Here is a 20,785-nt window from a genome sequence, read left to right as displayed (position 1 = left end):
ACACCATCGGAAACCCGCAGCAAATTCCGCAACCGCTGATTCTCGACCCGAAGCGTCGCCAGACGACGCTCCAACTCGACAGCCCTGCCTGCCACCGCCTGACCGTGAACCACCCGAACTTCTTCCACGCCCATACGCTCCTCGTCGCCGGACACGCGGTCAACGTACCGACAAGATCAAGAGCGCTACCGCGTTCGCCGCAATCCCGGCAAGCCGACCCAACGGCGGCGACGGTCCGCGACAGCGCCAGAATCGCCAACGGGCCGCGCCGCGCCTGGCAGTAGGTGCACGTTTCCGTTATACTTTCGCCATGGGCACAAGACTGCTGGCACGCGACGTGCTGTGGGACATCGCCGCCACCCAGCACGGCTTCGTCACCGCTCAACAGGCCACCTCTGCTGGCATCGACAAGCATGCCCTTCAGATGCTCATTCAGCGCGGCACCCTGGAACGCGCCGCGTACGGCGTCTACCGGTTCCCGCGCTACCCCGTCGGCGAGCACGACAACCTCGCGCTGGCCGTGCTCTGGACCCGGGTGCCCGAGGCCGCTCTCAGCCACGAGACCGCCCTGGACGTCTACAGCATCAGCGATATCAACCCCAACCGCATCCACCTCACCGTCGGCACCCACCGTAGATTCCGGCGCTCTGGCGGCCAGGTTTACGTGGTTCACTACCAGGACCTCCGACCCGTGCAGCTCGGCTGGTGGCAGGAAATCCCGACCGTCACCCCCCTGACAGCAATCCAGCAGTGCTTGTCCTACGGGACACCCGCCTACCTCCTCAGACAAGCCATCGAACGCGGCCAGGCCCAGGGCTACCTGAAGACCAGCGAGCGCGACGCGCTGAGCCAAGAGCTGGAGAACCGCACATGACCGCCGAACCGATCGGATCCCGGCTGGCCACGCTGCTCAAAACGCTTAATCCGAAGACGAAGCAGCCTGTCTCGGCCAAGGTACTCAACACCTGGATCGCCCAAGCCGAACGCATCCTCGGCGAGGAAGCCGGAGCAGGACGGCTTGGCTGGCTGATCGCCTCGTCCATAGCAATCGCAGCCGTCCAGCGCGCGGTTGATGCCGACCGACGTCAGCTGTTTCTACTCAAAGGAGGCACCCTGCTTCAGCACCGGCTCAACGCGACAGCCCGGACCACAAAGGATGTAGACGGCCTGATCCGCGGTGAAATGGACACCTTCTTCGCGGCTCTTGAGGATGCACTCGCCGACCCGTGGGGACCACTGACGCTCCGCCGCGGGGAGATAGAAGTGATCGACCTGCCGACCAAGATCATCAAACCACGGCGATTCGACATAATTCTCGACCTGCGCGGCGTGACATGGCGACGGATCCAATTCGAAGTATCAACCGACGAAGCTGGCATCGGCGACGAATACGAGCTCATCGAGCCGCCGCCACTCGACCGATTCGGCCTACCCGATCCCGACACGCTGGTCGCCATCGCCACGCGCTTCCAGATCGCCCAGAAATTTCATGCGGCCTCTGACCCGCACCAACCCCCGGACTTCATCAACGACCGCGCACGCGACATTGTCGACCTACTCCTGCTCCGCGACCTTACAGCCACTACCCGAAACCCGACTCTCGCCCAAATCCGGCAGGCCAGTACCGCGGTGTTCGGGGCCAGGGCTACCGAGTCCACCGAACTCGGACGGCCGCCACGGCCATGGCCGCCGACTATCGAAGCTCACCAGCACTGGGGCGCCGACTTCGCCCGCGCCGCAGACTCTGGCGGGATCGGATTGTCGCTCGACAACGCCGTGGCACAGGTCAACGACTGGATCCGCGAGATCGCCGCATCGTAGAACCGACCCGTGGACCAAACCGCCGAGAGCTGTTCCAACAAGGAGTTTCACATCACGAAGGCGACTGTTCCGACCATTGGGTTTAGCGTACATATCCCCCCTCGGACACGACCCCCTCGGACACACTCATACAATCGGCTGGTCCGCGAAAGCGTTCGGTGCATGTGCTCTCCGACACTTCGGGAGACTAGATTCGGGATCCGATGAATCGACTGGAAGAGCCGCCGCCGTGGCTGACCGCGGCCGGACGGATCACCGTTCTGACCGGAGCCGGCATCTCGACCGCGGCCGGCATCCCGGACTTCCGCGGCCCGGAGGGCGTCTGGACGAAGGATCCCGAAGCCGAACGGCTGTCGACGCTGGAGGACTTCCTCGAGAACCCGGACGTCAGGCGGCGGGCATGGTCGGCGTTGGCGACCTCGCCAGTTTGGGCCGCCACTCCGACGCCGGCCCATCGGGCCCTTGTCGATCTCGAGGACCAAGGACGCATCCGCGCCCTGATCACCCAGAACATCGATGGCCTGCACCGCATGGCCGGATCCCGGGCCTGCCTCGAACTGCACGGCAACGAGCGGACGACACGATGCCTGTCCTGTGGCACCGTCACTCAGACCCGGACGATCCTGGACCGCGTCCGGGGCGGCGACACCGACCCGGTGTGCGCGCGGTGCGGAGGCATGCTGAAGACCACCACGGTCCTCTTCGGCGAGGACCTCGACCAGGCGGTCTTCGAGGAGGCACAGTCCGCGGTCGCCGACTGCGACGTGTTCCTCGCGGTCGGCACCTCCTTCGGGGTCGCGCCTGCCGCTTGGTATCCCGAGACCGCCACTGCGGCAGGAGCGCGCATCGTGATCATCAACCGAGAACCGACACCGGCGGACCGGCTTGCCGATCTTGTCGTACGGGACGACATCCAGTCCGCGCTGCCGCGACTTCTCAGGCCCCAGCCGTCCTGACGGTCACAACCAGTGGTTGTGAGGAATTGGGACTGTCAGGATTCGATTGCCAGGAACGGATTCCAGGATCGGATTTCAGGAGTGCTCGATGTCGAGCGCCATCCGTGCCGCCGCGAAGCGGCTGATGCCCACCTGCAACGGGGTCTGGTCGACCAGCGCGTCGACGGAATCGGTGACCAGCACGACCGAACCCGGTTCGAGCTCGAGCTCGACCACCTCGGCGGCGGTTGCGTGCCGGGCCGAGACCAGCGTGGACAACCGGACATAGTCGTGGATCCCGGCCGCCCGCAGTGCCGCCGTCACCGAGCTCGTACGCCGCAGGTTGGCGACGATGTCGGGCACCCGGGCCGGATCGAACCAATGCGTACCACGACTGAGCGGCTTGCCGCCGACGATCCGCAGCGTCTCGACCCGGATCGCCAGCTCGCCGAGCGGCTGCAGTCGGGCCGCGATACCGGCCGGCGGCCGTTCTCGGGCATGATCGAGAACCCGGCCGGTGGCTGGCCCGGCGGAAGGTCCCAGGCTGCTGCTCAGCCGGGTGCGTACGCCGATCCGGTGCACGTGGACAGGCGCACCGGTGACGAAGGTACCGCTGCCCCGGCGGGCCTCGACCAGACCCTCTCCGGCCAGCGCCGTGACGGCCTGCCGCGCGGTCTGGCGGTTGACGCCGAACCGCTGGGCGAGTTCGTTCTCCGACGGCAACCGGGCGCCGGTGCCGAGCCGACCCTCGACAATGTCGGCCCGCAGTTCTTCGGCGATCAGCCGCCACGCCGCGTAGCCGGTCGAAGGTCGGGTGATCTGCGACATGTATCAAGCCTCCCATCCGCTCGCCAGCCGATCCGACGGCCGGGTTGGATCCGCCGATCCGATGACTTCATGCCACGTTCACCGGCTGGTCGCGGATTCGGAGTCCAACGGGACTAGCCTTCAGTTGTCGAGAACTATAGACAACTTAGGGGCGGTGGGTGAGTCGAGGCATGGGCGGACCGTATCGAGTCGCCATCTACGCGGCGCCGGGATCCGGACCGGATCCGTACGGCGCCCAGCTGCTCGACCGCGCCGAGGAGTGGCTCGGTCGGTCGACGGTCGGTCGACCGGTTCGCTACACGGGGGACCAGGGCCGCGAGCCGACAGGGTGGACCCGGGACGCCATCGATGGCCTGACGGTCGATGCTCGGCGATACGGCTTCCACGGCACCTTGAAGGCGCCGTTCCGACTCGCCCCCGGACGCAGCCTCAGCGAACTGGACCGGTGCCTGGGCCGGTTCGCCGCCGACCACTCCGACGTCCTGATCCCCCAGCTGGCGCTGACCAGGCTGGACTCCTTCTACGCACTCACACCGGGAGTGACGGCAAAGCCGCTCCGCGCGCTCGCCGACCAGGTGGTCGCCGGCCTGGACGAATTCCGCGCTCCCCTGGAGCCGGCCGAGCGTGCTCGGCGTCGGCCGGAACGGCTCACCGAACGACAGCGCGACCTGCTGGACGCCTGGGGCTATCCGTACGTCTTCGATGAGTTCCGCTTCCACCTGACTCTGACCGACCGGGTCGCACCGGAGCACCACCCCGAGGTCGAGGCCGTACTGCGTGACTGGTTCGCCAACAGCCTCGGCCGCGACATCGCACTCGACGTGCTGGCGCTCTTCGTCGAGCCCGAGCCGGGTGCGAACTTCCAGTTGCACTCCTATCATCCGCTGCGCCCGCATTTCGGCCGTCTCACCGAGCCGATGCCGGTACGCGACCGGAGCGCGGGTACCAGCGCGGCATGACCTCACCGCCCGAGCCCGAGAGCACCGGCACGGACCGTGCTCCGTCACATCGGGTCGGTCCGGGAACGTTCGTCGCCGTCGTGGGCGGCAGTGGCGTCGGCAAGGATTCGGTCCTGGGCTATGCCCGCGATCGCGCGGCGGGGGTCGCGTTCGTCCAGCGCGTGATCACCCGGTCACCCGGTACCGGTGAGGACTCCCAGCACTTGACCGGGGCCCAGTTCGCAGCCGTCGCCGACTCCGGCGGCTTCGCCAGCACGTGGCAGGCGCACGGGCTCAGCTACGGGTTGCCGATCTCGGTCGACGCGGTCATCCGCGGTGGCGGCATCGCGATCGCCAACGTGTCGCGCACGGTGCTCGGCGGCCTCGCTGCCCGCTACGAACACCTCCGGGTGGTCCGCGTCAGTGTCTCGCCGGACGTCCGACGGGTGCGGCTGGCGGCGCGTGGTCGGGAGGCCGAGCACGACATCGCAGCCCGCCTCGATCGGGCCGATCCGGCCCCGGACACCTCTGCCGACCTGGAGATCGTCAACAACGGGACCATCGCCGAGGCCGGTGAGCTGCTTCTGGACTTCCTGCGAGAGCTCCGCCGGCAGGTCGGCACCGACTGACCCGGCAACCTCCCGGCGATCTCTACAGGATCTGGCCCCGTCTCTATAGGATCTGGCTCCGTGCCCTGGTCGGATCCCCTGCTAGCCATCCGTTGACCATGGCTGTCGTCTTCGCACTCGCCTCGGCGCTGTCGTACGGCATCTCTGACTACCTGGCCGGAGTCACCAGCCGCGATTGGGATTTCCGGCTCGTCACCGCCGGTGCACAGGTGATCGGGCTGCTGACTGCGATCGTCGCCGTGCTGTTGTTCCCCGGTGCCGGACCGGCCGGTGGCCCGATCCTGTGGGGAGCCATCAGCGGGATCGGCAGCGCGGTCGGAGTGCTGGCGCTCTACCGCGGGCTCGCCGTCGGCAGCATGAATGTGGTCGCTCCCCTGTGCGGCGTGCTGACCAGCGTGATCCCCGCAGTCGTCGGGATCCTGCTCGGCAACCACCTCAGCGCGATCCAGGTCGCCGGCATCGTCCTGGCGCTGCCGGCCGTACTGCTGGTGTCCCGGCAGCCGGGACCGGCAGCTGGATCGCGCGCCGGCGGCGCCGCCGTCCTCGGCCTGCTCGCCGGTGCCGGATTCGGTCTGCTCTTCGTGGCACTCTCCCAGGCCGGCACCCGGAACGGCGCCTGGCCGCTGCTCTCCGGACAGTCGGTCGTGCTGCTGCTGGTGTTGCCGATTGCGATCGCTGGCCTCGGGTCCGCCAGGACGCCGCAGGCACGGGCGGTGCTGTCGACGACCGCCGCGGGACTCCTCAGCGGCGCCGCCAACATCCTTTACCTGGTCGCGACCGGCTTCGGTGAGCTCGCCATCGTCGGGGTTCTGAGCTCGCTGTATCCGGCCGGCACCGTGCTGATCGCCCGCTTCCGGCTCGCCGAGCACTGGAGCCGCACCCAGATCATCGGCATGCTCGCCGCAGTCCTCGCAGTCATCCTGGTGGTGCTGGGCTGATTCCATGATCAGCCCGGACGCCCGATCCGGCAGCAGGTGCTGCGGTCAGTGCCGGTGAATGTCGTCCAGGTGTTCGCTGATCCTGGCCGCGAATCCGTCGGCGTCCTGTGCCGCGATCAAGTCGACCAGCTCACGGTGCTGATCAAGGATTCGGTCCTGTGCGCCGGGACTCCGCTGCACCGAGTCCCTGGTCATCCGGCGCTGACGGTCCCGCAGACCGAGATAGAAGTTGATCAAGAGATCGTTGTCGCTGGCCGCCGCGATGCTGCCATGGAAATCCGCGTCGGCGACGGCGAATCCGGCAAGATCATCGGCGGCGGCGGCCCGCTGTTGCCGGTCGATGATCATGGTCAGTGCGGCAGCAAGATCAGCAGCTCGGGCCGGGTCGGCGGCGACTGAGGCGACCGCGTGGGCCTCCACCAGCGCCCTGGCCTCGATCACCTCGTCCACCTCACGGGGCTTGATCGGTGTGATCGCCGCCCCGCGTTTGGGATAGAGCCTCATCCATCCCTCGGTCTGCAAGCGCAGGAAGGCCTCGCGGACCGGCGTACGGCTCATCTGCAGACCGTCGGCGATCTCGCCCTCACTGATCAGCTCGCCACCCTCGAGGTCGCCGGAGAGGATCCGTTCCTTGACGTGGGCATAGGCGCGGTCGGCTGCCGTGCCGCCATCGGCGCCCGGCCCGGGGGCGGCTGGATCGGACGGGATCCTCGTTGATCGGGGCGTGTCGCTCACAGCGGCAGAGCCTAATCGGCACCGTCGGCCGCGAGCTCCCGCGACGCGGCCACGACGATCTCCGGTCGGGTGCTGCGACCTCCGGCCAAGACGGTCCCGAGCGCGACCAGTCCCAGCACCGCACCACCGGCGAACATCAGCGGATAGCCGAGTTCGCGGCTCAGCCCGGCCAGCACTGCCGGCACGAAGAAGCCGAGGTAGGACAGGCTGTAGAAGACCGCAGTCAGCCCGGCCAGATCGTCCGGCCCGGCCAGTCGCTGCACCTCGGCGAGTCCGGCGACCATCAACAACCCGTAGCCACAGCCGAGGACGGCGGCAGCGACCAGGAATGCGGCAGGGATCTGCCCGGCGATCGCGAATCCGCCGATCAGCAGGCCGACGACCCCGGTGCCCAGGCCGGCGCCGATCGCGGTCGGGGCGCCGTAGGAGGTCAGCCGACGGCCGAGCGGCTGGACGGCGATGCCGCAGCCCAGCGCGATCAAGCAGTGCAGGCCGGACAGACCGGTGGCCAGACCCTTCGACCACCCGACCAGGAGGTTCGGCAGGATGGCGTACGCGCTGCCGGCGAAGCCGAAGATCCACGGCGCCATCGGCAACAGCACCAACAGGAACCGCCGCTCTCGCGCCTTCGGCACGACGAGGTCGGCGAGCAACGGGCGGGATGGCGCCTGCCCGGGCCGCGAGATGCGGGTCTCCGGGGTGCCGATCAGCAGGAACATCGCGGCCACCGCCAGCAGGATGTGCACCAAGTAGGCCAGGCCGGTCGGCCAGGGCGCGAACTGGGCCAGCGCCGCGGCCGCCCCGGCCCCGATGGCGAAGCCCGCCGTCAGCGCCGTCGAAGCCAGTGACGCACCGGAGCCGGGCCGCAACTCCTTCAACCAGCTGGTCCCGACCGCCATCCCCAGCCCGAGCGCCACCCCGGACAACATCCGGCCTACGAACAGCACCGGTTCCGAATCCGCCCCGAGCGCGAGCAGCAGGCTGGCGAGCGCGGTGATCGGGACCGCCGGATACATCAACGGCCGGCGCCCGTGCCGGTCCGACAACGGGCCGCCGAGGAGCAGCGCCGGGATGATGCCGATCACATAGGCAGCCAGCAAAACCGTGACCGCCTGGCTGGAGAAGCCGGAATGCTGCCGATACATCACCAGCAGCGGGGTGAACTGGTTGCCACCCCAAGCGACCGTGGCCAGAGCGACTGCCACTCGCTGCCACCCGGGATTCCGACGAACATGCATGAGTACATCATAGATACAAGTTGTTCGGAACGTAATCCGACCGGGGCAGGATGCGGCGGACCGGATGGGTCAGGCGGAGGGGTCAGGCGGCGGGGTCAGGCGGCGGGGTCAGTCGGATGGGTTAGTCGAACCTGTGAACGAGTCGCCGCGATAGCCGCCCGGAGACGACAGTTGAGGCGAAGGAATCCGTTGGAGAGGTCAGTCATGCGCGCCCAACCCCATGTTCGTGTCGTCGCCGAGGAGCTCAGGAACCGGCCGGCGCCGACACCACCCGACGGCATGATCCGGACCGGTGCCGCCGCCGGCGCGGGCGCCGGGTTCGGGGGTTCGCTGCTCTACATCCTGTGCTCGATCCTCTTCGGCCTCGCGGTCACCAATTCCGGCAGCACCGACACCTCCCTGCTCCCCCAGACCGCCCGCTGGGTGAGCTACCTGCTCGCCTTCACCGTGTACGGGACCGTGACCGCGGTGATCTTCGGAGCAGCGCTGGGCGCGATCAACGGCAGCATCCAGCGGGCGATGTGGGGCAGCAAGTCCCCGTTGTTGTCCTGGGTGGTCGGCATCCTGCTCAACTTCGTGCTCGCGGTCCTGGTCCATCTCCTGCTCGACTCGCGCGGCTTCAGCCAGCATCTGGCCGTCGAGCTGCGGTTCGTCACCTTCCCGAGCATGCTGTTCGTCCTGGAGGGCGGCATCGTCGGCCTGTGGATCTCCCACCGGGCCGAGCAGTCGACGGCTCCGGATCCGGTATCGCTCGATTGATCAACTTCGGGTGATCAACTTCGGGTGATCAACCTCAGATCATCCGCTGGTCCGGCGCCGCGTCAGTGCGCGAAGTGCTGCGCCGACGAGCCGACCGAGCCGTGCTGCTGCAACCGGGCGGTGACGGAGGCCAGGTCCTCGGCGAACCGACGGGTCAGGTCCGCGGTGAAGCCGTGTCGCAGCACGATCCGCAACACCGCGACCTGTTCGGCGTTCGCGGGCATCGTGTAGGCCGGCACCTGCCAGCCGTAGGAGCGTAGCTCGTGGGAGACGTCGAAGACGGTGAACCGGGTCGGGTCGGCCAGGGTCAGCGAGAGGACCGGCAGCGCCGACCCGTCACTGACCAACTGGTAGTCCGGCAACCGGTTGCGGATGAAGTCCGCCAGCCAGGTCGCCTCGGTGCGCAGGTCCGCCATCACCCGGCGATAGCCCGACCTGCCCAGTCGCAGGAAGTTGTAGTACTGGCCGACGATCTGATTGCCGGGCCGGGAGAAGTTCAGCGTGAAGGTGGGCATATCGCCGCCGAGATAGTTCACGTGGAAGATCAACTCCTCCGGCAGGTCCGCGCGCTCCCGCCAGACGGCGAATCCGATGCCGGGATAGGTCAAGCCGTACTTGTGGCCGGAGACGTTGATCGACTTCACCCGCGGCAGCCGGAAGTCCCACACCAGGTCGGGATCCAGGAACGGTGCCACGAAGCCGCCGGATGCGGCATCGACGTGCACACCGACGTCCGGGCCGCCGGCGGCAGCCACTTCGTCCAGCGCTCGTACGACCCCGGCCACGTCCTCGTACTCGCCGGTGAAGGTGGTGCCGAGAATCGCGACGACGCCGATGGTGTTCTCGTCGACCGACTCCCGCACCTGGTCGGGAGTGATCACGTACCGGCCGGGCTCGACCGGCAGGTAGCGCGGCTCGACGTCGAAGTAGCGGCAGAACTTCTCCCAGACCACCTGGACGTTGCTGCCCAGCACCAGCACCGGACGGTCCGCCGGCTTTCCGGCCGCCTGCCGTGCCTGGCGCCAGCGCCACTTCATCGCCAGCCCGCAGAGCATCACCGCCTCCGAGGAGCCGATCGTGCTCACCCCGGTCGCCGAGTCCGGATTCTGCGGATCGATCCCCGGCGCGTGGAAGAGATCGGCGACCATGCAGGACAGTCGCGAGTCGATCCGCGAGGTCGACGGGTATTCGTCATGGTCGATGGAGTTCTTGTCGAACGCCTCGGACATCAGCGCACCCGCCTCCGGCTCCATCCAGGTCGTGACGAAGGTGGCGAGATTCATCCGGGCGTTGCCGTCGAGCATCATCTCGTCGTGCACGGCCATGTAGGCATCACGCGGATCGAGCCCGTCGGACGGCAACGAGGTCGCGGCGACCCGCTCCAGATCGGTTCGTGAGTCGAGATTGGGCACGGCACGCTCCTGGGTCGGCGGACGGACGCCCTCACCGTATTGCCTGGCTGTGTCAGTCGGCGATCAGCTGCCTGAGAGCGCGCCCAGCTACTCCGGCCGCGGCGTGTAAGGCGCGAGGACGGCAAGATCGACATCCGCGTCCGCCCAGCGGTGCCGGAGTCTCCCGGCGAGATCACGCAGAACGCCGCTCAATGCACTCCACAGGCCACGGCGCTCAGCCTGCGCCGCTGCCGCCTCGACGGTTGCGATCCGTTGGACCCGACTCGGATGCCCGGGCGGGCGCCGATCCATCACTGTGAGATTGCCGCAGCGCTCGAATCCCGTCGCGATGCAGCCGGCCGAGACTCCGAGATCGTACGGGCCGTCGTCGGCCGCCTCGGGGATCCCGGCGACCAACGCAGCGCGGAAGTCCTGCTCCAATCGGTCACCGATCGGATCGTTGACCACCATCCAGCGCGGGCCGGGAACGAAGAAGATCGCAGCATGGGCCAGCGCATGATCGAATTTGACGAACTCGAAATCGATCAGCCGACCGTGATCATCGGGGTCGTCGACGTCGATCATGAAGTTGTTCGTCACCAGATCCCCGTTGGACAGAGCCAGGAACGGACCTGGCTCAGCCAGTAGCCCCTGCAGCTTGTCAACCTCCTGCTCCGCCGCCTGCGGGATCCGTACGCCGAAGCGTTCGAGAAGGTGTCGCTGCTCCTCCCACGGGGGTCCGAGGAGACCGAGTCGCTTGCGCCGCGCCAGGGCGGGGTCGATCGCTCCGCCCGGGAACCGCCGATCCCTGCCCGCCGTTACGGCAGCCAGCCGCCCCATCGCCCGGGCGAACGAGCGACGGCCACCCTCGGTCGCGGATGCACCCCGACGCCGGATGACCGCGTCCAACGGCTCGCGCGGTGCAAGATCCTCCAGCAATACCACGCCACCGGACCCTGGATCCCAGTTTGCTGCGATCACAGCGGGGACCAGCTCCTGCGCGAGCCCGGCCACGAACCGGAGCCCTTCGGCCTCCGCCAGCATCTGCTGCGGGTCCGTACGCCATCCCATGGCGTTGGATCGCAACCACTTGGCGACCAGAGTCGTTCGCCCGGCCGCGTGGCGGACCGTCAGCCGAGCGACCTGCCAGTCGCCAGGCCACTCGACGCCGGTGACCTCCGCGGCCGCGCCGTACACGTAGCGAACGGCGCGCAGAACGTCGGTGGGAAGAGACACAAGCGACCATCCTGCACCGGGAGTTGTCCGGACGCCAGTGATGGATCAAGCTTGGTCCAGCCGTTAGCTGGAGGGAACATGCCTGTCGCCGAGTTGATGCGTCTGGGGATCGTACGCACCATCGTCCGCTGGGGTGCGCCGATCCTGCACAACCGGGCGGTGTCGGTGACCGATTTCGGCCCGGAACTCCAGCAACTGCTCGCCGACATGTTTGCCAGCAACGCCGCCGCTCACGGTGCCGGACTGGCCGCCCAGCAGGTCGGCGTCGACCTGGCCGTATTCGTCTACGACTGTCCGGACGAGAACTGGACCCGGCGGACCGGGGTGATCTGCAATCCGCGGATCACCCTTCCCGAAGGCAGCGACCGGAGGCTGGTGACCTGGGACGAGGGCTGTCTCTCCCTCCCCGGAGCCAATATCGAGCTGGCCCGTCCGGACACGGCCACCTGCACCGGTCAGGACCAGTACGGCGAGCCGATCACGATCACCGCCGGCGGCGTGCTGGGCCGTTGCCTGCAGCACGAGACCGATCACATCAACGGGATGGTCTTCGGCGACCGACTTCCGGCCCGCCGACGCAAGGAACTCCAGCGTGCAGCCGATCGGAGCGCCCACCAGTATCCCGACGACTGGCCGGTCTCCCAGATCCGCTGAACCGATCACGGATCATTCGATCGGCAGTCTGCGCTCCAACTCGGCCCGGACGGCGGTTGCCAGTTCTTCGGGGTAGACCGCCCCGACCCGTTCGGACGCTGCCCGGCCATGGGTCTGCATCGCGTCCACCACCGCACGGCCGGCAATGGTCAGGCTCCTGACATCGGCACCGTACGGCGGGAAGGACTCCAGCAGGGCGCGCTGAGCGGCTGTCAGCCGGGCATTGAACTGCTTGACCCCCATCGGCGGCAGCGGCTGGTTCGTCTCGACGAACAACTCGTAGAGCATCTGGATCGACAGGTCGATCCCGGACCGAGCGGCGAGCAGGTCCTTGCGTCCGTTGATCATGGGCGCGGAGATCGCCTGCACCCGCCAGAACTCCGCCAGCAGTCCGGCGATCTTGTCCACGTCCGGCCCGGGTCCGTCGACGGGCGCCGGGATCTGTGCATCCAGACCGTCCCTGTCGATGACTGTGATCCGGGTCCGAAACGGCGATTCGGGCAGGTGCCCGACCTTCTCGAAGACCCCGTCCATCCGGCACAGCTCTGGCGTCAACGCGGTGAAGATCAAGATCCGCCCCGGCGGTTGTTTCACCAACAGGGTCGACGTCAGCGCATCGAGCCAATCACGCCAGCCGGCGATGAATTGATCATAGGAATCGTCGGCCAGCGCGAACAGCAGATCAAGATCGGATCCGGGGTCCGCAGTCCCCCTGGCCAGCGATCCCGACAGCCAGAGGCCGCGGATCCGCTCGTCGGGTTGGCACACGGCGAGCACCCGCTGGTACAGCCGGTGGTACGGATCCGGGAGCGGCGCCAGAGCTTGCTGTGCGGTGATCGTCACCCGGTTGACCTTATCGCCATGCCGGATCCTCATGCCGGGTCCGGCGGCCCGAGGGTCGTCCCCTCGTCGAGTCCGCACTCCAGGGTCACCCGGACCGGCCCGGTGGTGTCCGGTTGCAGCAGTTGCATCAGCATCTCGACCGCCCTTCGGCCCATTTCGCGGCGCGGGATCTGCAGTCGGGCCACACCCGACGCCGGTACCAACGGTGGCACCGACAGCGAGACCAGTGACAGGTCGCCGGGCACCTTCACTCCCAGCCGAGCCACGACATCGCTGACCTGTGCCGCCGTCGAATCCTGCTCGATCACCAGCGCCGTCACGCCACCCGAGCGCAGTTCATCGACCAGTCGTTCGATCGACTCCATCACCCGCACGCCCGGGTCCGGATTGCGGTCGGCACTCATCGTGAACTGCGGGCACTCAGCGGCGATCCCGAGCTCGACGCAGCCGTCGGCGAACCCCGGCCGGCGGGACGGCACCGGCTCCCCGGTGCCGGGGTCCTGCAGCATCGCGATCCGACGGTGACCGAGGTCGTACAGCCGCTGCACGATAGCCCGGGTGCCGTCGCGGTAGTCGGCTGCCACGTACGAGATGTCGACGCCGGCCGGCCGCCGCTGGCCGATGTAGACGAAGGGGAAACCCTCCTGGGTCATCCGGGTGAGCTCGTCGACATCCTCGCCGCTGCCCACCAGCACGGCACCGTCGGCCAGTTGCAGGTTGTTGACACCACCGGCGTAGACCGATCGCCGACCCTGATCGTCTTTGGCTGCGGTGATCATCAGCAGGTTGTAGTCGTGCTGCTCGGCCGCCTCCTCGACGCCGATCAGGAAGTCGTGGTAGAAATCCCTGCTCTCGTAGGGAAAAACCGGTTGATAGGTGAAGACACCGACCAGCCGGTTACTGCCCCGGGCGAGGTTGCGGGCAGCCAGGTTGGGCACGTAGCCGAGCTCACGCACGGCCGCCCAGACCCGCTCCTTGGTCGCGTCACTGACCCGGATCGAGCCGTAGTCCCGTCCGTTGATCACCGACGAGACGATTCCGGTCGACACCTCGGCGCGGCGCGCGACATCGGCCTGGGAGACCCGGCGGACGTCCGTACGGCGTCTGGCCAACGACTTCCTCCTGATCCTGCCCGTCGACAGGCTCAGGGCTCTTGACGCAGCGTACTGCCCTGGCTAACTTGAGCGCATTACCCGAAGCGCTTTATCAGGAGTTGGCGTGTCGAAGTTGTCACCCAGGGAACGACAGGCGGATGTGCTCGTGGTCGGCGGCGGGCTCGGCGGGATCGCCGCCGCTCTTGCGGCAGTGCGCACCGATTGCCGGGTCGTGCTGACCGAGGAGTCGAGCTGGCTCGGCGGACAGCTCACCTCCCAGGCCGTTCCGCCCGACGAGCATCCGTGGATCGCCGAGCAGGGAGCGACCGCGAGCTATCGCGACCTCCGCGACCGGATCCGCGGCTACTACGTGCGCAACTATCCGCTCACCGCCGAGGCCGCAGCCGACTCCCTGCTCAATCCCGGTCGCGGCGGCGTCAGCAAGCTTTGTCACGAGCCCCGTGTCGCTGTCGCGGCGATCGACGAACTGCTGGCGCCCTACCGCGCCGGCGGGCAGCTCGTCGTGCTGACCGAGCACCTCCCTCGGTCGGCCCTGACCGACGGCGACCACATCACCGCAGTCGAATTCGCCGACGAGCGTTCCGGTGGGCACCTGGTCGTCACCGCGCCGTACGTGATCGACGCCACCGAGCTGGGCGACCTCCTCGACCTGGCACAGGTCGAGCACGTGATCGGCTCCGAGAGCCAGGACCAGACCGGGGAACTGCACGCCTCCGAAACGGCTGAACCCCTTGATCAACAGTCCTTCACCTGGTGCTTCGCCCTCGACTACGACCCGGACGCCGATCTCACCATCGACCGGCCGGAAACGTACGACTACTGGCGCGACTACCAGCCGGACTTCTGGCCCGGACCGGTGCTCGGCTGGGATGATGTGGACCCGCAGACCCTCGAGCGGCGGCATCGGGAGATCTTCAGCGACCCGGACTCCTATCGCGGCGCGGTGACCGGCGATTTCTGGCACTACCGCCGCATCTTCACCGTCCGGCACCATCAGCCGGGCCGGTACGCGAGCGACGTCACCCTGGTCAACTGGCCGCAGATCGACTACATGGACGGACCGATCCTCGGTGTCGACGGGGAGACCCGCGACCGCCACCTGGAAGCCTCGCGACAGCAGAGCCTCTCGTTTCTCTACTGGATGCAGACCGAGGCGCCTCGTCTCGACGGCGGCACCGGCTATCGCGGACTCCGGCCACGCGGAGACCTCCTCGGCAGCGCCGATGATCTTGCGCTGCGCCCCTACATCCGGGAATCACGCAGGATCCTGGCCGAGTTCACCGTGCTCGAGGAACATGTCGGCGTCCAGGCCCGCGAGAAAGCCGGACTGCCCGACGGTTCGGCGATCTTCGACGACTCGGTGGGCGTCGGCTCGTACCGGATCGACCTGCACCCGAGCAGCAGCCCGACCGGCCTGGGTCCGGGGCGCACCTACATCGACGTCTCCGACTACCCGTTCCAGATCCCGCTCGGAGCCCTGATCCCCCGCCGGGTCGAGAACCTGCTTGCCGGCAACAAGAACATCGGCACCACCCACATCACCAACGGCTGTTACCGACTGCATCCGGTCGAATGGAACATCGGCGAGGCCGCCGGCGCACTGGCCGGCTACTCGATCCGGACCGGCAGGACGCCGCGCGCGGTGCGCAACGACCCGGACCTGCTGGCGGATTTCCAGCACCTGCTGACCGAGACGCTCGGTTTCCAACTCGCCTGGCCGGACGACATCCGGACGACCCGGCGCTGACCAGAATCCCTACCGACACAACGCTGCCGGGACACAAGGAAGTGCCTGCCATGCCGTTCTTTGTCACCACACGAACCGATTCCGTCTTCACCCGCCGACGCCTGCTCGGCTCGGCCGGAGCGCTCGCGGCCGCCGGGATCGCCGGGAGCTCGCTGGCCGGCTGCTCGGACCCGACCGCCAAGACCAACACCGGGACCCGCAACGCCAAGGCGACACTGCCGGCCTACCGGCCTGTTGATCTTGTCAAGCCGGACCTGCCGGGCAACCAGGTGCTGATGCCGGGCTACTACGACTACCCGAGCGATCCGGGGCCGGTCTTCGACAAGCCACCCGCAGCCGGACTCGGATCGGTCTCGATCATGTACACGACCTTCCTGCCGGCTCCGCCCGGTCCCGGCAGGAATGCCTTCTACGCCAGGTTGCAGCAGCGGATCGGCGCCGATCTGAAGATCAGCTTCATCCCCAGTGGGGACTACCAGACGAAGTTCCAGACCATGATCGCCGGAAACGAGCTTCCCGACATCTGCAACTTTCCGCTGCCCACACCCGACCAGCCGCGGGTGATGGACAAGCTGTTCGCCGACCTCGGCCCCTACCTGGGCGGCGACAAGATCAAGGACTATCCCTACCTCGCCAACATCCCCACTGCATCCTGGAAGCCGACCATTGCCAACGGCACCGTCTATGCCGTGCCGCAACCGCGGGCACTGTCGGGAACCGCGATGTACTGCCGGCTCGACCTGATCAAGAAGGTCGGCGCCAACCCGCAACCCGGAAGCTACGACGAATTCCTGGAGCTGCTCACTGCTGTCACCGACCCGAAGGCCCAGTGCTGGGCCTTCGCCAATCCGACCAACATGGTCATCCACCTGCAGATGATGTTGGGCGCGCCCAACAACTGGAGCGACTCTGGAGGCACGTTCGTCAGCGCCTTCGCCGACGAGGCCAGCACCGAGGCAGTGGCCCGGACCGCGGAGATGGTGAAGAAGGGACTCTTCCATCCCGACTCGTCGTCCCTGGAGTACACCAGGATCCGCGATCTGTTCTACGGCGGACGCCTGGCATTGACCAGTGACGGCTATGCCGGCTGGGACCTCTTCGTCCGCGAGCTGGGCGGCGGCCCGGAGGCGACCGCGAAGCTCGGACTCGTCATCGAACCCAAGGCCGACGGCGGGGGTGACGCCCGGCACTTCGCCGGCACCGGCATCCAGGGCATCACGGTGATCAAGAACGGACTCGGCGAGGACCGCACCCGCAAACTCCTCAACGTCCTGAACTATCTGGCCGCGCCCATCGGATCGCGGGAACACTTGGAGCGCAAGTACGGCGTCAAGGGCATCGACTACACGATCAGCAACGGGTTGCCGACCCTCACCGATCGCGGCAACTCCGAATTCATGGACCTGCAGTACATCGTCGACTCCCAGACGACCATCGGGCCCGGGGTCAAGGCCGGTGTCGACTACCAGTACGCCTGGCACCAGCGGGCCACCAAGGACCTGGTGCTCGACCCGACCATCGGCCTCTACTCCGATACCTACAGTCGCCAGGGTGCGACGCTCAACAAGCTGCTCAGCGATGCCCGGCTCGACGTGATCTTCGGGCGCAAGCCACTGAAACACCTGCAAGACGCGTACGCCACGTGGCGCAAGCAGGGTGGTGACAGGATCGCCGCCGAATACGCCGAATCGCAGGCCGCCGGCCGATGACCGCCGGCGGTTCGCCACGGAGGGGAAGCCTGACACGACGTACGGGGTGGCTTTGCGCTCTGCACAGTCCCCGCGGGTATGCTCCCACGCAGTCGTGACGGTGGTGCCCATGTCCACGCCTTGAGCAAGACGTTCTGGGTCAGCACCGCCGCCGGTCGGGTACGAGTGATGGAAACGGAGTTGGGTTCGGCGTGCGCGTATTGATCCTGGGGGGCGACGGCTTCTGCGGATGGCCGACCGCTCTGCACCTGTCAGACCGTGGCCACGACGTGGCGATCGTGGACAATCTGTCGCGGCGCAACATCGACAACGAGCTCGAGGTCAGCTCCCTGACACCGATCGAGCCGCTCGGCAAGCGCCTGCAGGCCTGGAAGGACGTCAGCGGCAAGACGATCGGCTTCCACCGCTTCGATGTCGCCCAGCACTACCACCGGCTGTTGTCCCTACTGCAGGAGTTCAAGCCGGACGCGGTGGTGCACTTCGCCGAGCAGCGGGCGGCGCCGTATTCCATGAAGAGCTCGTGGCACAAGCGCTACACGGTCAACAACAACCTCAATGCCACCAACAACCTGCTCGCCGCGGTGGTCGAGGCCGAGCTGGAGGACACCCACATCGTGCACCTCGGCACGATGGGCGTGTACGGCTACGGCACCGCGGGCATGAAGATCCCCGAGGGCTACCTACGGGTGAAGCTGGAGACCCCCGACGGTCTGGTCGACCAGGAGATCCTCTACCCGCCGAATCCGGGCAGCATCTACCACATGACGAAGACCCAGGACCAGCTGCTCTTCGCCTACTACGCCAAGAACGACAAGCTGCGGATCACCGACCTGCACCAGGGCATCGTCTGGGGCACCCAGACCGCCCAGACGAAGCTGGACGACCGGCTGATCAACCGGTTCGACTACGACGGCGACTACGGCACCGTGCTGAACCGGTTCCTGATGCAGGCCGCGCTGGAATACCCGCTGACCGTGCACGGTACCGGCGGCCAGACCCGCGCGTTCATCAACATCCAGGACACCGTCCGCTGTATCGAGCTCGCGGTCAAGAATCCGCCGCAACGCGGTGAGCGGGTCCAGATCCTCAACCAGATGACCGAGACCCACCGGGTCAGCGATCTGGCCAAGCTGGTCTCAGTGCTCACCGGCGCTGAGATCGACTACGTGTCCAACCCGCGCAACGAGGACAAGGAGAACGAGCTCTACGTCGAGAACCGGCAGCTGCTGAATCTCGGCCTGGACCCGATCACCCTGGCCGACGGGCTGCTGCAGGAGGTCACCGAGATCGCCCGCAAGTACAAGGACCGCTGCGATCTCGACAAGATCCCCGCCCGCTCGACCTGGACCCACAACCAGAAGCCCGGGGAGCCGACGGTCAAGTGAGCACGACCGACGCCGCAATGGGCACGACGCTGGTGACCGGTGGTGCCGGTTTCATCGGTGCCAACCTGGTCCGGCGGCTGCTCACCTCGGGCCACCGGGTGCGGGTGCTCGACCTGCTGGTCACCGGCAGCCGCGACTATCTTGCCGGGCTGGACGTCGACTTCGTCGAGGGTGACATCCGCGACCGCGAGGTCGTCGCGGGAGCACTGAAGGGCATCGACCGGGTCGTCCACCTGGCGGCGTCGGGTTCGGTGATCGCCTCGATCGAGGATCCGGCCGCCAACTTCTCCACCAATGTCGACGGCACCTTCGCCGTCCTGGACGAGACCCGGAGGGCGGGGATCGAGCGGCTGGTCTTCTCCTCCACCGGCGGAGCGCTGATGGGCAACACCCCGCCCCCGGTCAACGAGCAGTCACTGCCCAAGCCGATCTCTCCGTACGGGGCGAGCAAATCGGTCGGCGAGGCCTACCTGCACGCGTACGCGGTGTCGTACGGGATGCGGACGGTGGCCACCCGCTTCGCCAACGTCTACGGCCCGTACAGCGGCCACAAGGCCGGCGCCATCACGGTCTTCTTCAAGGCGTTGCACAGCGGTGAGCCGATCGTGATCTACGGCACCGGCTCGGACTCGTCCCGCGACTACCTCTACGTCGAGGATCTCTGCGCCGGGATCGAAGCGGGCCTGACCGCCGACGTCCCGGGCGGCAGCGTCTACCACCTGGCGACCGGCGTCGGAACCACCGTCAAGGAGTTGGTCGAGGCCTGCTGCCGGGTCGCCGGCAAGCCCGACCATCCGATCGAGTATCGGCCGTACCGGCGCGGCGAGGTCGAACGCAACTTCGCGACGTACGACCTGGCCAAGGCCGAGCTGGGCTTCACCCCGACCGTCGACCTCGACGAGGGCCTGGCCCGCACCTGGGACTGGTATCTGCAGCACGTCCTCTGACGCGAGGGGTCAATTAATCCCCTCGTCTGAGCGGCGTGCGTCGGGCGACGAGGACTCCGTGGGACCGGTCAGCGACGCCGCCCCGCGACACGCCGCACGCATCGAGGAATTACTGACCCCTCGGCAGGTTGATGAACGAGCCGCCGGTGAGGTTCAGGGTCGTGCTGGTCGGCGGATCGAGGTGCAGACCGCACTCGTCTTTGTCCGAGCCCGCCCAGCGGCCGGCCCGGGGCGACTCCCCCGGCTTGACCTTGCGGGTGCAGGGCGCGCAGCCGATCGACGGATAGCCCTGCGCGAGCAACGGGTTGGTGATCACGTCGTGCTCGGCGATGTAACGGTCGACATCGTCCTGGGTCCAAGCGGCGAGCGGATTGACCTTCACCATGCCCCGGTTGTCGTCCCAATCGACCACGCCGATGTCCTGCCGGCTCAGCGTCTCGTCCCGGCGGATGCCCGAGGCCCAGGCGTCGTACGGCTCGAGGGCGCGGCGCAGCGGCTCCACCTTGCGCAGGTTGCAGCAGGCATCCGGGTCGCGATCGTGCAGCCGGGCGCCGAAGAGGGCGTCCTGCTCGGCGACGGTCTGCCTGGGCCGGACCACCTTGATCTCGACCGGGTAGCGTTCCTGGACCTGTTCGAGAGTGGCCAGGGTCTCGGCGAAGTGATAGCCGGTGTCCAGGAAGACGATGTGAGTCCCCGGACGGAGCCGTCCGGCCATGTCGATCAGCACCGCACTCTCCATCGAGGAGGTGATGCACATCCGGTCCTCGAAGGTCTCCAGCGCCCACCCGAGGATCTCCTGCGCGCTGGCGGTCTCCAAGCCGGCTGCGGCATCAGCGGCCAGGGCCGCGTACTTGCCGCGCATCTGCTCCTCGACCGCCACACCGCCTCCTCGCGTACGCCTTCGGTTCCGTGCCACCCAGGACGTTACCCAGAACCC

General features: G+C 67.5%; 20 protein-coding genes. 12 read left to right on the top strand and 8 right to left on the bottom strand.

The genetic code is table 11. The annotated features are described in order from the left end of the window. The first annotated feature begins 310 nt into the window (after positions 1-310). The 3 genes from IEY07_RS02075 (at position 311) to IEY07_RS02065 (ending at position 2,777) form a co-directional block, all read left to right on the top strand. The gene (locus IEY07_RS02075) at positions 311-874 is read left to right on the top strand and encodes a type IV toxin-antitoxin system AbiEi family antitoxin domain-containing protein (RefSeq protein ID WP_188893500.1); all 564 of its coding nucleotides are present in this window, start codon (positions 311-313) and stop codon (positions 872-874) included. Beyond that, complete coding sequence (locus IEY07_RS02070) at positions 871-1,821, top strand: nucleotidyl transferase AbiEii/AbiGii toxin family protein (protein ID WP_188893499.1); 951 nt, start codon at positions 871-873, stop codon at positions 1,819-1,821. Before IEY07_RS02075 ends, IEY07_RS02070 begins: the two co-directional genes overlap by 4 nt. A gap of 203 nt (positions 1,822-2,024) precedes the next feature. Next, positions 2,025-2,777: an SIR2 family NAD-dependent protein deacylase gene (locus IEY07_RS02065; protein ID WP_188893498.1), complete on the top strand. Its 753-nt coding sequence runs from the start codon at positions 2,025-2,027 to the stop codon at positions 2,775-2,777. Between the two features lie 75 nt (positions 2,778-2,852). On the opposite strand, the gene phnF is transcribed toward IEY07_RS02065, so the two are convergent. Beyond that, positions 2,853-3,584: a phosphonate metabolism transcriptional regulator PhnF gene (phnF, locus tag IEY07_RS02060; protein ID WP_188893497.1), complete on the bottom strand. Its 732-nt coding sequence runs from the start codon at positions 3,582-3,584 to the stop codon at positions 2,853-2,855. A gap of 158 nt (positions 3,585-3,742) precedes the next feature. Between phnF and IEY07_RS02055 the strand changes: the two genes are divergently transcribed. From IEY07_RS02055 to IEY07_RS02045, 3 genes are all read left to right on the top strand, one after another. Beyond that, on the top strand, positions 3,743-4,543 hold the full coding sequence (locus IEY07_RS02055; RefSeq protein ID WP_229669613.1) for a DUF1045 domain-containing protein: 801 nt from the start codon (positions 3,743-3,745) through the stop codon (positions 4,541-4,543). After that, positions 4,540-5,151, top strand: coding sequence for a phosphonate metabolism protein/1,5-bisphosphokinase (PRPP-forming) PhnN (gene phnN, locus IEY07_RS02050; protein ID WP_188893495.1), 612 nt, complete (start codon positions 4,540-4,542; stop codon positions 5,149-5,151). Before IEY07_RS02055 ends, phnN begins: the two co-directional genes overlap by 4 nt. Before the next feature lie 98 nt (positions 5,152-5,249). Beyond that, complete coding sequence (locus IEY07_RS02045; protein ID WP_188893494.1) at positions 5,250-6,089, top strand: EamA family transporter; 840 nt, start codon at positions 5,250-5,252, stop codon at positions 6,087-6,089. A 45-nt stretch (positions 6,090-6,134) separates the two neighbouring features. Here IEY07_RS02045 and IEY07_RS02040 read toward each other — a convergent pair whose 3' ends face one another. Then, complete coding sequence (locus tag IEY07_RS02040) at positions 6,135-6,824, bottom strand: GntR family transcriptional regulator (RefSeq protein WP_229669612.1); 690 nt, start codon at positions 6,822-6,824, stop codon at positions 6,135-6,137. A gap of 11 nt (positions 6,825-6,835) precedes the next feature. Continuing rightward, positions 6,836-8,062 (bottom strand): MFS transporter, encoded by a 1,227-nt coding sequence (locus tag IEY07_RS02035; protein WP_188893493.1) that lies wholly within the window; start codon positions 8,060-8,062, stop codon positions 6,836-6,838. 204 nt (positions 8,063-8,266) lie between these two features. Here IEY07_RS02035 and IEY07_RS02030 point away from each other — a divergent pair, with 204 nt between their 5' ends. Continuing rightward, the gene (locus IEY07_RS02030; protein WP_188893492.1) at positions 8,267-8,821 is read left to right on the top strand and encodes a hypothetical protein; all 555 of its coding nucleotides are present in this window, start codon (positions 8,267-8,269) and stop codon (positions 8,819-8,821) included. 62 nt (positions 8,822-8,883) lie between these two features. Here the strand turns inward: IEY07_RS02030 and gad are convergent, their stop codons facing one another. Continuing rightward, complete coding sequence (gad, locus tag IEY07_RS02025; RefSeq protein WP_188893491.1) at positions 8,884-10,233, bottom strand: glutamate decarboxylase; 1,350 nt, start codon at positions 10,231-10,233, stop codon at positions 8,884-8,886. Between the two features lie 87 nt (positions 10,234-10,320). Then, entirely contained in the window at positions 10,321-11,448 is a 1,128-nt protein-coding gene (locus IEY07_RS02020) for a phosphotransferase family protein (protein ID WP_188893490.1), read from the bottom strand. Positions 11,449-11,526: 78 nt separating this feature from the next. Here IEY07_RS02020 and def point away from each other — a divergent pair, with 78 nt between their 5' ends. Then, positions 11,527-12,102: a peptide deformylase gene (gene def, locus IEY07_RS02015; RefSeq protein ID WP_188893489.1), complete on the top strand. Its 576-nt coding sequence runs from the start codon at positions 11,527-11,529 to the stop codon at positions 12,100-12,102. A gap of 12 nt (positions 12,103-12,114) precedes the next feature. Here def and IEY07_RS02010 read toward each other — a convergent pair whose 3' ends face one another. Both IEY07_RS02010 and IEY07_RS02005 read right to left on the bottom strand, forming a co-directional pair. Then, complete coding sequence (locus IEY07_RS02010; RefSeq protein ID WP_188893488.1) at positions 12,115-12,945, bottom strand: nucleotidyltransferase domain-containing protein; 831 nt, start codon at positions 12,943-12,945, stop codon at positions 12,115-12,117. Positions 12,946-12,974: 29 nt separating this feature from the next. After that, positions 12,975-14,057 carry a LacI family DNA-binding transcriptional regulator gene (locus IEY07_RS02005; protein WP_188893487.1) on the bottom strand — a complete coding sequence of 361 codons (1,083 nt, stop codon included), beginning with the start codon at positions 14,055-14,057 and terminating at the stop codon, positions 12,975-12,977. A 106-nt stretch (positions 14,058-14,163) separates the two neighbouring features. Between IEY07_RS02005 and IEY07_RS02000 the strand changes: the two genes are divergently transcribed. The 4 genes from IEY07_RS02000 (at position 14,164) to IEY07_RS01985 (ending at position 19,848) form a co-directional block, all read left to right on the top strand. Then, positions 14,164-15,807 carry an FAD-dependent oxidoreductase gene (locus tag IEY07_RS02000; protein ID WP_229669611.1) on the top strand — a complete coding sequence of 548 codons (1,644 nt, stop codon included), beginning with the start codon at positions 14,164-14,166 and terminating at the stop codon, positions 15,805-15,807. A 50-nt stretch (positions 15,808-15,857) separates the two neighbouring features. After that, positions 15,858-17,516 (top strand): extracellular solute-binding protein, encoded by a 1,659-nt coding sequence (locus tag IEY07_RS01995; protein ID WP_188893486.1) that lies wholly within the window; start codon positions 15,858-15,860, stop codon positions 17,514-17,516. A 191-nt stretch (positions 17,517-17,707) separates the two neighbouring features. After that, complete coding sequence (locus tag IEY07_RS01990) at positions 17,708-18,901, top strand: NAD-dependent epimerase/dehydratase family protein (protein ID WP_188893485.1); 1,194 nt, start codon at positions 17,708-17,710, stop codon at positions 18,899-18,901. Then, positions 18,898-19,848, top strand: coding sequence for an NAD-dependent epimerase/dehydratase family protein (locus IEY07_RS01985; protein ID WP_229669610.1), 951 nt, complete (start codon positions 18,898-18,900; stop codon positions 19,846-19,848). Before IEY07_RS01990 ends, IEY07_RS01985 begins: the two co-directional genes overlap by 4 nt. A gap of 109 nt (positions 19,849-19,957) precedes the next feature. On the opposite strand, the gene IEY07_RS01980 is transcribed toward IEY07_RS01985, so the two are convergent. Then, positions 19,958-20,728, bottom strand: a complete 771-nt coding sequence (locus IEY07_RS01980; RefSeq protein ID WP_229669609.1) for a phosphoadenylyl-sulfate reductase — start codon at positions 20,726-20,728, stop codon at positions 19,958-19,960. Positions 20,729-20,785 lie beyond the last annotated feature (57 nt).

Source organism: Microlunatus endophyticus, assembly GCF_014646195.1.
GTDB lineage: Bacteria > Actinomycetota > Actinomycetes > Propionibacteriales > Propionibacteriaceae > Microlunatus > Microlunatus endophyticus.
The sequence above is the reverse complement of the archived record's forward strand: the minus strand, read 5'-3'. Positions and strand labels throughout refer to the sequence as shown.

Bases quoted from the DNA above. Each gene is read 5' to 3' on its own strand.
- IEY07_RS02075 (WP_188893500.1), top strand. From the start codon at position 311: ATGGGCACAAGACTGCTGGCACGCGACGTGCTGTGGGACATCGCCGCC.
- IEY07_RS02070 (WP_188893499.1), top strand. From the start codon at position 871: ATGACCGCCGAACCGATCGGATCCCGGCTGGCCACGCTGCTCAAAACG.
- IEY07_RS02065 (WP_188893498.1), top strand. From the start codon at position 2,025: ATGAATCGACTGGAAGAGCCGCCGCCGTGGCTGACCGCGGCCGGACGG.
- phnF (WP_188893497.1), bottom strand. From the start codon at position 3,584: ATGTCGCAGATCACCCGACCTTCGACCGGCTACGCGGCGTGGCGGCTG.
- phnN (WP_188893495.1), top strand. From the start codon at position 4,540: ATGACCTCACCGCCCGAGCCCGAGAGCACCGGCACGGACCGTGCTCCG.
- IEY07_RS02045 (WP_188893494.1), top strand. From the start codon at position 5,250: ATGGCTGTCGTCTTCGCACTCGCCTCGGCGCTGTCGTACGGCATCTCT.
- IEY07_RS02035 (WP_188893493.1), bottom strand. From the start codon at position 8,062: ATGCATGTTCGTCGGAATCCCGGGTGGCAGCGAGTGGCAGTCGCTCTG.
- IEY07_RS02030 (WP_188893492.1), top strand. From the start codon at position 8,267: ATGCGCGCCCAACCCCATGTTCGTGTCGTCGCCGAGGAGCTCAGGAAC.
- def (WP_188893489.1), top strand. From the start codon at position 11,527: ATGCCTGTCGCCGAGTTGATGCGTCTGGGGATCGTACGCACCATCGTC.
- IEY07_RS01995 (WP_188893486.1), top strand. From the start codon at position 15,858: ATGCCGTTCTTTGTCACCACACGAACCGATTCCGTCTTCACCCGCCGA.